Annotated in this window: 10 protein-coding genes and 1 tRNA gene; 4 read left to right on the plus strand and 7 right to left on the minus strand. The window is 72.6% G+C overall.

The window, feature by feature from the left end; translation table 11 throughout:
• Positions 1-119: 119 nt before the first annotated feature.
• Positions 120-692 (minus strand): peptidoglycan-binding domain-containing protein, encoded by a 573-nt coding sequence (locus tag KLI87_RS36320; RefSeq protein WP_173390834.1) that lies wholly within the window; start codon positions 690-692, stop codon positions 120-122.
• 282 nt (positions 693-974) lie between these two features.
• On the opposite strand from KLI87_RS36320, the gene KLI87_RS36325 reads away from it, so the two are divergent.
• The 3 genes from KLI87_RS36325 (at position 975) to KLI87_RS36335 (ending at position 1,780) form a co-directional block, all read left to right on the plus strand.
• Positions 975-1,166, plus strand: a complete 192-nt coding sequence (locus KLI87_RS36325) for a hypothetical protein (RefSeq protein WP_214620650.1) — start codon at positions 975-977, stop codon at positions 1,164-1,166.
• 111 nt (positions 1,167-1,277) lie between these two features.
• Positions 1,278-1,619, plus strand: coding sequence for a hypothetical protein (locus KLI87_RS36330; protein ID WP_156218044.1), 342 nt, complete (start codon positions 1,278-1,280; stop codon positions 1,617-1,619).
• 88 nt (positions 1,620-1,707) lie between these two features.
• Positions 1,708-1,780, plus strand: a tRNA-Ala gene (locus KLI87_RS36335).
• Between the two features lie 44 nt (positions 1,781-1,824).
• On the opposite strand, the gene KLI87_RS36340 is transcribed toward KLI87_RS36335, so the two are convergent.
• From KLI87_RS36340 to KLI87_RS36355, 4 genes are read right to left on the minus strand one after another with little or no spacing between them, the layout of a single operon-like run.
• A complete protein-coding gene (locus KLI87_RS36340; RefSeq protein WP_214620651.1) occupies positions 1,825-2,922 on the minus strand; it encodes a Vms1/Ankzf1 family peptidyl-tRNA hydrolase in 1,098 nt (365 codons plus the stop codon).
• 60 nt (positions 2,923-2,982) lie between these two features.
• A complete protein-coding gene (locus KLI87_RS36345; protein WP_214620652.1) occupies positions 2,983-3,339 on the minus strand; it encodes a VOC family protein in 357 nt (118 codons plus the stop codon).
• Positions 3,339-3,596 carry a Rho termination factor N-terminal domain-containing protein gene (locus tag KLI87_RS36350; RefSeq protein WP_156218047.1) on the minus strand — a complete coding sequence of 86 codons (258 nt, stop codon included), beginning with the start codon at positions 3,594-3,596 and terminating at the stop codon, positions 3,339-3,341. Before KLI87_RS36350 ends, KLI87_RS36345 begins: the two co-directional genes overlap by 1 nt.
• 10 nt (positions 3,597-3,606) lie before the next feature.
• A complete protein-coding gene (locus KLI87_RS36355; protein ID WP_214620654.1) occupies positions 3,607-4,431 on the minus strand; it encodes an MBL fold metallo-hydrolase in 825 nt (274 codons plus the stop codon).
• Positions 4,432-4,490: 59 nt separating this feature from the next.
• Here KLI87_RS36355 and KLI87_RS36360 point away from each other — a divergent pair, with 59 nt between their 5' ends.
• Positions 4,491-7,754 (plus strand): BTAD domain-containing putative transcriptional regulator, encoded by a 3,264-nt coding sequence (locus tag KLI87_RS36360; protein ID WP_214620655.1) that lies wholly within the window; start codon positions 4,491-4,493, stop codon positions 7,752-7,754.
• Between the two features lie 156 nt (positions 7,755-7,910).
• Here KLI87_RS36360 and KLI87_RS36365 read toward each other — a convergent pair whose 3' ends face one another.
• Positions 7,911-8,729, minus strand: a complete 819-nt coding sequence (locus KLI87_RS36365; RefSeq protein WP_156218050.1) for an ABC transporter permease — start codon at positions 8,727-8,729, stop codon at positions 7,911-7,913.
• Positions 8,726-9,703 carry an ATP-binding cassette domain-containing protein gene (locus KLI87_RS36370; protein ID WP_214620656.1) on the minus strand — a complete coding sequence of 326 codons (978 nt, stop codon included), beginning with the start codon at positions 9,701-9,703 and terminating at the stop codon, positions 8,726-8,728. The genes KLI87_RS36365 and KLI87_RS36370 overlap by 4 nt, the downstream gene beginning before the upstream one ends.
• Positions 9,704-10,515 lie beyond the last annotated feature (812 nt).

Here is a 10,515-nt window from a genome sequence, read left to right on the forward strand (position 1 = left end):
TGTGGGGGGCTCCGCCCCCCACGCCCCCCGTCGCGCGCTGCGCGCGCTTTTGGGGCTTCGCCCCTTGCCCCCCGCTTCGGGACTTCGTCCCTTGCGGTCTCTGGCTCGGGTTGTTGGTTTTAGTGGGTCGGGGTGTGCTTGGTCTCGGCGCCTTCGGCGAAGGCGGCTCGGAAGGTGCGGGGGCCGAAGACGCCGTCGGCGCTGATGCCCTTGCGCTTCTGGAAGGCGGTGACGGCCTTCACGGTGGCGGGGCCGTACAGGCCGTCGACCTTGAGGGTGGGGGCCTGGAGCTTCTGCATCGCGTACTGGATGCCCTTCACCTGGTTCTTGCGGGCGTCGTTCTGGCCGGTGTTGCCGACCCGGTCGCGGAGGGCGCCCCAGGTCTCGACGTCGATCCGGCCGGTGACCGGGAGGTCGTAGGCGGTCTGGTAGCGCTTGACCGGTTGGACCATGTCCTGCGTGAACACGTCGCCGTCGCAGTGGTTGTAGTAGCCGAACTGCGTCAGGAAGCAGCGGACGGACGTGACGCGGTAGTCGCGGTCGCCCGCCTCCAGCTCGACCCACTGCTGTGACTCGATGGCGCGGACGATCGCCGGGCTGGTGCCCGCGCCGTCGGCGTGCGCCGTGGCCGTGTAGGTCGTGGCCGTGAGCGCCAGGGCGGTGGCCGTCAGGCCCAGCGTCGTTCGTCGCATGGTCTTCATGTGGAACCCCCGAGTTCCGTTGGCTGATCCTGCTATGGGGTGAGATGCCGGACGGTGGTTAATGGTTCTCGGGGACCCGCGGAATTGTCGGCCGGGGTGCGACGTATTGGGGGCGCTAAAGGTTGACGTGGTTTCTGGTTCTTTTGCTCGGGGTGGGGGTGGGCGGGTAAAGATCATTCCGGCGAACGGGACGAACGGCTCGAACAGTCGTGCCGGGATGGTTTCATGCGTGGTATGGGAAGACATCGCAGAGGTGTGACACGGGAGGTCACCGTGGCGGACCTCATCGAAGAGCTGCGCCGGTTCGACCCCGGGATGGAGGTGCGGCTCGCGATCCAGCCGAGGATGCCCCAGGAGCACGCGGTCGGCGCGGTGGCGGAGGCGGACGGCATGGTCTGGATCGGCGAGGCCGGGCAGCGGGGCTACGCGCCCGACGAGGTCGGCGAGCGGCTCGGCTGGGTGTGACGCAAAGGCTTCGCCATGGCGGCGGCTTCCTTTCGCCGTGTCGGGCTTCGCAATCTTGATCATGCGGAACAGCCACCGGAGTGGCGATGTGATCGAGATGAGGACGACCCTATGAAAATACGGATCACCGGCAGGCGGCTCGTTCCGGCGGCGCTCGCCGCCGCCTCCGTCCTGGCCCTGGCGGCGCCCGCGAACGCGGCGCCGCCCGACCCGCTCGTCCAGGGCGAGGAGAGCCGGGAGGACTGCCTGCGGGCGCTGAAGGTGCTGACGATCCTGCGGCTGCTCCCGGATGACAAGCCGGAGCTCGCCGACGCGCTGTGCGCCGACAAGAAGTCGAAGGGCTCCGACCAGGAGACCCGCGGTTCCGCGCGGGACGAGCAGCTCTTCAACGTCCCGGACCTGCCCAAAAGCCTCACGGTCCGCATCCCGGACCTCGCCCGCCAGCAGCGCTGACCCGTGCCCGGGCCGCGGGGGCATGCCCTCCGCGGCCCGAGCCGCTCCCAACGTGCACTAAGCTCGTCTTCGGCCGGTTCGCCGGCGCGGGGCTATGGCGCAGTTGGTAGCGCGCCTCCATGGCATGGAGGAGGTCTGGGGTTCGAATCCCCATAGCTCCACTCGTCGGAGTGGTGTGGTCGTCCGCACCGCTCTTTTCGTTTCTCTAGGCGGTGAAGCGCAGGACGGCGCCGACGTGCAGGCCCGGGTTGCCTTCCGCGGGCAGGACCACCAGGTCCCCGTCCGTCGCCGCCACCGCCCGGACGAGCGCGGCGTCCGCGCGGTCCTCGCGGGGGGCGTCCACGCCGAACTCCTCGCGCAGTTCCTCGGGCGACGCGGCGACCTGGGCGGGGTCGGGGCCGACCCACAGGCGGGCGGGCGAGTCGGGGTCGTCGTCCAGGAGAAGCGTCTCGACCTGGCCGTTGCGGACGGCCTCGACCGTGGCGGGGAGCCCGGCGACGGCGCGCTGGCCGTTGGCGAGCTCCCGGTCGAAGCGCTCGGCGACGGCCATGACGCGCTCGGTGCTCTTCAGCCGCAGGACGCGGTCCAGCTCCGCGCCGAGGTCGGGGTCGTTCATGTCGATGTTGCGGTCGGACTCGACGGTGTGCGCCAGCACGGTGTCGGAGACCTCCTCCAGCACGGCGGTCCGGGCGCGGGTGTCACCGGCGATCACGATGGCCTCGGCGCCGCAGCGCTCGGCGGCGCGGTCGATCTCGTGCGCGACCTTCTTGGCGTTGGCCTTCCAGACGTTCTCCGAGGAGCGCTGGAAGCGGGACTGGTTCCAGTCGCCCGCCTTGGTCTTGCGGATCGGATAGTCCTCGTCCCCGCGCACGTCGATATGGCGGTGGTCGCCGGCGGCGGTCACGCAGTCGATGGCGCCGCCCCGGCGGTCCACGACGGCGACCAGGTGCGAGAACCGCTCGCCGCGCTCGGCGAGGTAGGGCAGGACGTGGGGGAGCGGGGCGACGCGGGCCTGGGGGACGCGGGGCGCGGTGGGGAGCCGCTCGGTGTGCAGCACCTCGCCGTCCGCCGCGAAGAGCACCAGGCCCTCGGACTTGCGGAGGTCCATCTCCTCGCCGACGGCCTGTTCGACCGCGCGGAGGGTCCCCTGCGGGGCGTGCTGGGCCTCCAGGTCCGCGCGCAGCGCCCGCCACCGCAGCTCGGCGGCCTTGGACGCGTCCTCGGTGGTCCGGGTGAGATCGGCGTACACCGACGCGTAGGGGCCCGGACGTTGGTACAGCGTTTTGAGGAATGCCAGATCCATGGAGGCGCCCTACCCGCCCCGGCTGAGGCAAACGTAGACAACGGGGCGGGTGGGGCTCACTCAGGCGCCCCCGCCCGGGGCGCGGATCAGGCAGAACTCGTTGTCCTCGGGGTCGGTGAGGACCGTGGTCAGCCAGCCTTCGTCGTCGAACGGCCCGCGGACCACCCGGGCGCCGAGCGCCGTGACGCGGGCCAGCTCGGCGTCCATGTCGGTGATCCGCAGGTCCGGGTGCATCCGGTTCTTGGCGGCCTTGTGCTCGGGGACGCGCTGCAGGAGCAGCGGAGGCCGCTTTCCGTCCGGGTCCGTGAGGCGCACGTAGGGCGGTTCGTAGCGGCCGCGCTCGTAGCCGAGCGCGGCCGCCCAGAACTCCGCCAGCTCCTCGGGGTGGAGGCAGTCCAGGACGAGGACCAGCTCCATCAGTGGTTGCGCAGCGCGTCGATCAGTTCCGACTTGTTCATGGACGAGCGGCCCTCGACACCGATCTCGCGGGCGCGCTTCATGAGGTCGTCCTTCGTCCAGTCGTCGTAGGCCGGGCTCTTGCCGCCCCTGCGTCCGACCTTCTTCTTCCCCTCGCCCGCCGCCGCGTTGGCGATCCGCGCGGCCTTCTCCTTGCTCTCGCCCTGCTCCCGGAGCCGCTGGTACATCTTCTCGTTCTTGATCTGTGCTCTAGGCATACAAGAACCCCTACCCGTCGTGCGTCGCCCACACATCGGGGACGGGGACGAACGGCTCGGGCAGATGGGGCGCGGCGAGGACGCCGCCGCGCTCGCGGACGCGTTCCAGGAGCGCCGTCCGGGTGACGGCGGCCTTCGCGGCGTCGTCGTCGTAGATGTAGGTGACCGAGGGGTCCGCGAGCTGGACGGGGTGCAGCACGAGGTCTCCCGCTACCAGCAGGTCCATGTCTCCGACGATGACCGACTGGTGGCCCGGCGTGTGGCCGGGGGTCAGTGTGGTCGCCGTGTCCGGCGCGAGTGTTCGATCGCCCCGCACCCGGTCGATGAGGGGGGTCAGCGGGCGCACGACGTCTTCCAGGACGGCTCCTCCGGTGCTCTCCAACCAGTCCAGTTCGTCGGCCTGGACGAGGTGCCGCGCGTTGGGGAACACCGGCTCGCCGTCCACGACCGCGCCGCTCGCGTGGTCGCTGTGCAGGTGGGTGAGGACGACGACGTCGATGTCCCCGGGTGCGAGGCCGATTCCGGCCATCGCCGTCAGCAGCCCGCCGGGCACCGGCGCCCAGGACGCGGCGGGCGAGTCCTCCGCGCCGATCCCGGTGTCGACCAGGATCGTCGGCCCCTGCGGCGGGCGCAGCACGAAGCAGTGGAAACGCAGGACCCACTCGCCCTGCGGGCCGAACGCCTCGGGGACCTCGCGGCGGAGCCGGTCCCAATGCGGGCCGGATCCCGGGAACGTCTCGGGCAGGGGACGGCGCAGGGATTCGCCCATGGGCCCGACCGCGTCGCACAGCGCGACGACCTCGATCCCTGACACGATCACGGATTGCTGGTGCATGTCCTCACGATCCCAGGCGAGGGCGTCATCGGGGACAATGGCATCCGGAGAGGGGAAACGTGCGCATCTGCATCCTGGGCCCGCTCGAAGTGCGGGACGAGGCGGGCCGCCCCGTCGAGGTCGGCGGCCCCCGGCTGCGCGCGCTCCTGGTCAGGCTGGCGGCCGAGGGCGGCCGCCCCGTGTCGGCCGGGCGGCTGCTGGACGACCTGTGGGACGACCCGCCCGGCGGCAACGCGCTCCAGGCCCTCGTCTCGCGGCTGCGCGCGGTCGCGGGCCGCGACCTGGTCGGGCACGGCCCCGGCGGCTACCGGCTCGCCGTCGACCCGGGCGAGGTGGACGCGTTCGCGTTCGAGCGGGCCGTCGCCTCCGCCCGCGCGGAACCGGACCCAGGCCGCCGCGCCGCCGCGCTGCGCCGCGCCTTGGACCTGTGGCGCGGGCCCGCGCTGGCCGACGTCGCGGGCGCCGACTACGCGCTCGCCGCGGTCGCGCGGCTCGGGGAGCTGCGGCTCGCCGCCGTCGAGGACCTCGCGGACGCCGAGCTGGCCGCCGGGCGGCAGGCGCCGTCCGCCGCCGAGCTCGAACCGCTCGCCGCCGCGCATCCCCTGCGGGAACGCCTCCGCGGCCACTACATGCGCGCCCTCTACCTGGCCGGCCGCCAGGCCGACGCCCTGGAGGTCTACGAGGAGACCCGCCGTGCGCTCGCCGATCGGCTCGGCGTCGACCCCTCCGACGAGCTGGCCTCCGTCCACCTGGCCATCCTGCGCCGCGACGACGACCTCGGCTGCGGCCGGCCCGCCGAACCTCCGCCCCGCGCCGGGGCGCCCGCCGCCGAGGCCGCGCCCGCACGCCCGCCGCGCACCGCGCGCACCAACCTGCCCGCACAGCTGACCAGCTTCGTCGGGCGCGAGGAGGAGTCCCGGCGGGTCGGCAAGCTGCTGCGCGAGAGCCGCCTGGTCACCCTCACCGGCCCCGGCGGGGCGGGCAAGACGCGGCTCGCCGCGGAGAGCGCCGCCGCGTTCCTCGACGAGATGCCCGACGGCGTCTGGTTCGTGCCGCTCGCCCCCGTCAGCGCGCCCGGCGACGTGGTCCACGCCGTGCTGGCGGCGCTGGACGTCCCCGAGACCGTGCGACCCGCCGAGCGCACCGCCGTGCGCCCCCTGGACCGGCTGGCCGACTACCTCGCCGCCAAACAGATGATCATCGTGCTGGACAACTGCGAGCACCTCGTGGAGGCCGCCGCCGGGCTCGTCGACCGCGTCCTCGGGCTGGCCGCCGGGGTCCGCGTCCTCGCCACCAGCCGCGAGCCGCTCGGCATCACCGGCGAGTCGCTGTGCCCCGTGCCCTCGCTGCCGCTGCCGCGCGAGGACGAGACCGACCCCGGCGAGGCGCTGAGCCATGGATCGGTCCGGCTGTTCGCCGACCGCGCCGCCGCCGTCCGCCCCGGCTTCGCCGTGGACGCCGAGACCGTCGCCGACGTCGTCGCGATCTGCCGCGCCCTCGACGGCATCCCGCTCGCGATCGAACTCGCCGCCGCGCGGCTGCGCTCCCTCACCCCCGGCCAGGTCGCCGCGCGGCTCGGCGACCGGTTCCGGCTGCTCGGCGCGGGCACCCGCGCGGCGCTGCCCCGGCACCGCACGCTGCGCGCCGTCGTCGACTGGAGCTGGGAGCTCCTGGACGACGTCGAGCGCGCCGTCCTGCGCAGGCTGTCGGTGTTCGCCGGCGGCGCGACACCGGCCGCCGCCGTCCGCGTCTGCGGGCTCCCCGCGCCGGACGCGCCCGACCCCGGCGACGTCATCGACGTGATCGCCGCGCTGGTCGACAAGTCCCTCGTCATGGCCGAGGGCGACCCCGAGGTCCGCTACCGGCTGCTGGAGACCGTCCGCGTCTACGCCGGGGAGCGGCTGGAGCAGGCGGGGGAGGCGGGCCGCGTCCGCGACGAGCACACGTCCTACTTCGTCTGGCTGGCCGAGCACGCCGAACCGGAGATGCGCGGCCCCGACCAGCTCCTGTGGGCCGACCGGCTCGGCGCCGAGCGCGGCAACTTCGCCGCCGCCTTCCGGCACATCGGCGACACCTCCGACACCGAGAGCGCGCTGCGGCTCGTCGCGGCGCTGGCCTGGTACTGGCTCATCCGCGACCAGGAGGTCGAGGCCAGCGGCTTCGCGCGGATGGCCCGCCGGCTGGCCGGCGAGACCCCGCCGCCCGGCCTGAGCGAGCAGTACGCGATCTGCGTCGTCTCCGCCGACCTCGTCGCCGAGATGATGTCCGAGCGCGGCCCGACCGCCGAGTCGCTGCGCGCGTCGTTCGCCCACGCGCTGTCGTTCGTCCCCGAGGTGCCCCGCCACCCCGCGCTCGTCCTCGTCCGCGCGGGCAGCCACCTGTTCGCGGGCGACCTCGGCGCCACCCGGCTCGCCTTGGAGGCCGTCTCCGAACACGACGACCCGTGGGTCCGCGCCGCCGTCCGCGTCCTGCTCGGCCACATCGCGATGAACAACGGGCGGGTCGAGGACGCCGCGCAGATCACCGCCGCCGGGCACGCGATGTTCGAGGAGATCGGCGACCGCTTCGGGCTCATCCTCGGCCTCGGCGGGCTCGCCCAGGTCGCCTTCGCCCGCGGCGACGCCGCCGAGGCCGTCCGCCTCGGCGAGGAGGCGTACGGGTACGCGACCATGGGCGTCAGCCCCGACCAGGGCTCGGCGATGCTCATCGAGCTGGCGCGCGCCCGCGCGCACCTCGGCGACCTCGCGCAGGCGCGCCGGGACAGCGAGCAGGCGGCCTCCAGCGCGGAGCGCATCGGCGAGTTCAACGACGCCGCGTCCGCCCTGCTGCTGCTGTCCGAGCTGTGCCTGCGGGAGGGCGACCTGGCCGGCGCCCGCGCGCACGCCGAACGCGCCCACGCCTGGACGGAGCCGCGCCGCCACCGCCCCGACTTCACCCAGGTCTGCCGCCGCACCTACAGCCGCCTCGGCGTCCTCGCCGAACTGGACGGCGACCTGCCCGCCGCAGGCCGCTGGCACGCCCGCGCCTTCGACGGCATCGAGGACGACACCTTCGCCGGCAACCCGCTCATCGCCCTGCTCGTCGACGGCCTCGCGGCCTACCTCACCGCCCGGGACGAGCACGCCCGCGCCGCCGAGCTCCTCGGGACCGCCCACCACCTGCGCGGCTTCCGCGACCGGTCCTCCTACGACGGAGCCCGGACGGCCGCCGCCGCGGCCCTCGCCCTGGGCGAGGACGACTTCGCCGCGGCCTACGAGCGGGGCCGCGCCGTCACCCGCGGCCAGGTCATCGCGGCCGTGCCGGCGCTCACCGCCGACCCCTGAGCCCGGCCCGGCGCGCGCGCCGAGGCGCGCGATGCCGACCCGCAGCCCCTCGGCCTCGGGTCGGCATCGCGCGTCTCGCCCTGTCCCGCTCACCGCACGAGCCCCGGGCTCACGCGGTCCGCGGACGGATGCCCCGCGCCCCCGCGAACGCTCGGCTCACGCCTTGCGCGCATACATCCGCATCGCCAGCGGGAACGTCACCACGACGATCCCGGCCGCCCACGCCAGCGTGTACCAGGCGTGGTTCCCGATCGGACCGCCGACCGTGAGCGCCCGCACCGCGTCCGCGAGGTGCGTGACGGGGTTGATGTCCGTCCACTTCTGCAACCAGCCCGGCATCGTGGAGGTGTCCGACACCAGCACGCTGCTGCCGAACGTCAGCGGCATCACCCACAGGAACGCCAGCCCCTGGACGGTCTGCGGCGACGGCGCCATCAGCCCCACCAGCACCGAGATCCAGCTCACCGCGAGGTAGAACACGTACGCGAGGGCGAACGCCGCCAGCACCGACAGCGGGTCGGTGTGGAACCGGAAGCCCAGCAACGTGCCGAAGCTCATCAGCATCGTCATCACGATGACGAACCGGACCGTGTCGCCCAGCACCGTCCCGATCAACGGCGCCGACCGCGCGATCGGCAGGCTCCGGAACCGGTCGAACACGCCCTTGTGGATGTCCTCGTTCAGCGCCGTCCCGAGCCCCATCGTCGCGAACATCGTCATCTGCGCCACCAGGCCCGGCAGCAACTGCTGGAGGTAGGCGTGGGTGCTCCCCGCCACGGCCCCACCGAACACATAGAGGAACAGCAGCAGGAACACGATCGGCATCAGCGTCGTGTCCAGCAACTTCTCAGGCGAGTGCTTCAACTGCGAGATGTTGCGCCACGCCAGCGTCAGCCCGTGCCGCAGCGTCCGGCGCGCGCTGACGCGCGCGGGCGGCTCCTCGATCGGACGCACTCCTGCGATCGTCGCGGTCATGCCACGCTCCCCTCGGTGACCAGTTCGCTTTGCCGCTCCTCGGCCGGGTGCCCGGTCAGTGTGAGGAACACCTCGTCCAGGCTCGGCATCCGCACCGCCAGCTCCGCCGCGACGATCGACGCCTCGTCCATCCGCCGGACCAGCGCCGACACGACCCCGGGATCCGCGATGCCGACCGTCACCAGGCCCGTCGTCTCCTGCACGTCCGGGCGCTCCCCGGTCACCTCGCCGACGATGGTGGTGAGCTGCGCCACCCGGTACCGCTCCTTCGCGCGGACGCTGAGCGTCAGCCGCCCGACCTGCGACTTCAGATCGTCGGACGTCCCCTCCGCGATCACCCGGCCGTGGTCGAACACCACGATCTGGTCGGCGAGCGCGTCGGCCTCCTCCAGGTACTGCGTCGTGAGCAGGACCGTCCCGCCCTCCGCCGCGACCTCCCGGACCGTGTCCCACACCTCGTTGCGCGCCCGCGGGTCCAGCCCCGTCGTCGGCTCGTCCAGGTAGATGATCTCCGGGTGGTTGATCAGGCTCGCCGCGAGATCGAGCCGCCGGCGCATCCCGCCGGAGTAGGTCTTCACCGCGCGCGACCCGGCGTCGGTGAGCCGGAACCGGTCCAGCAGCTGCCGCGCCCGCGCCTTCGCCTCCGCCCGGCCGAAGTCGAGCAGCCGGGCGATCATCACGAGGTTCTCCGCGCCGGTCAACTCCTCGTCCACCGACGCGTACTGCCCGGTGAGCCCGATCAGGGCCCGCACCCGCCCCGCGTCCTTGCCGACGTCGTAGCCGCAGACCTCGGCGCGCCCGCCGTCCGGCTTGAGCAGCGTCGCCAGGATCCGCACGGCGGTGGTCTTCCCCGCGCCGTTCGGCCCCAGCACCCCGAGCACCGTTCCCCGCCTGACCGCGAGGTCCACGCCGTCCAGGGCTTGTGTGGTCCCGAACCGCTTTCGCAGGCCCTCGGCCTGGATCACGTGGTTCATGTCGTCCCTTCGACGTCCTTCGTTCGTGCCGGACACCACGGTGGGGGACGCCGCTGACACGGACCGCACATCCGGCCGCGCCCGCTGACGCCGCACTGACGGAGACCTGACAGCGGACCGCTGAAGACCCCGTGACCAGGGGGTTTCCGAAGGTCGACGAAGACCTGGACGGGCTGATTTGACGGACCGTCCGGGGCTGCCTAATGTTCTTCCTGCCCCAAGGGGATGCGGGACGCCGGGAAGGCGGACGGCCCCGGGGGATCCACCGGAGAAAAACGGTTCGAAGCTCGCTTCGGGCCGAGGTACTCTGGAGTGGACAGCCCGGACGGGATGCAGGACGCCGCAAGGTGGCCGGCCCTGGGACTCCTCGAAGATCACTCACAGCCGATTCTCGTCGGTTGCGATGACACGCGGGGGCGGGCGACGAACCCAAGATCGACTCCACGGAGTGGGTTGACAGGCTCGAAGATTCCGGTAAGTTAGAAGGGTTGCCCCGGAGCGAAGCTCGCGGAAGCGGGTTCGGCGCGGTGGGTGTCCGTTTCTTGAGAACTCAACAGCGTGTTAAAAGCCAGTGCCTTTATCGGCCCGGCCGTGATGCGGTCGGGTCGCCCCGTGGCCCTGTGCATCCTTCTTCGGGAGGATTCTTGGGGCTGGGGATTTCTTTGAGGCAATATGCCGACCCTTTGGGGTTGGTGTTTGCTGGGATTTTCTTCTGAGGTTTGGCTGCTCGGGGTTCGCCCCCTGGGTGGTCGTGTGGCCTTGATGGAGAGTTTGATCCTGGCTCAGGACGAACGCTGGCGGCGTGCTTAACA

It is taken from the genome of Actinomadura sp. NEAU-AAG7 (genome assembly GCF_018603865.1).
In the GTDB taxonomy this organism is placed as follows: domain Bacteria; phylum Actinomycetota; class Actinomycetes; order Streptosporangiales; family Streptosporangiaceae; genus Spirillospora; species Spirillospora litoris.

Bases quoted from the DNA above. Each gene is read 5' to 3' on its own strand.
- KLI87_RS36320 (WP_173390834.1), bottom strand. From the start codon at position 692: ATGCGACGAACGACGCTGGGCCTGACGGCCACCGCCCTGGCGCTCACG.
- KLI87_RS36330 (WP_156218044.1), top strand. From the start codon at position 1,278: ATGAAAATACGGATCACCGGCAGGCGGCTCGTTCCGGCGGCGCTCGCC.
- KLI87_RS36340 (WP_214620651.1), bottom strand. From the start codon at position 2,922: ATGGATCTGGCATTCCTCAAAACGCTGTACCAACGTCCGGGCCCCTAC.
- KLI87_RS36345 (WP_214620652.1), bottom strand. From the start codon at position 3,339: ATGGAGCTGGTCCTCGTCCTGGACTGCCTCCACCCCGAGGAGCTGGCG.
- KLI87_RS36350 (WP_156218047.1), bottom strand. From the start codon at position 3,596: ATGCCTAGAGCACAGATCAAGAACGAGAAGATGTACCAGCGGCTCCGG.
- KLI87_RS36355 (WP_214620654.1), bottom strand. From the start codon at position 4,431: ATGCACCAGCAATCCGTGATCGTGTCAGGGATCGAGGTCGTCGCGCTG.
- KLI87_RS36365 (WP_156218050.1), bottom strand. From the start codon at position 8,729: ATGACCGCGACGATCGCAGGAGTGCGTCCGATCGAGGAGCCGCCCGCG.
- KLI87_RS36370 (WP_214620656.1), bottom strand. From the start codon at position 9,703: ATGAACCACGTGATCCAGGCCGAGGGCCTGCGAAAGCGGTTCGGGACC.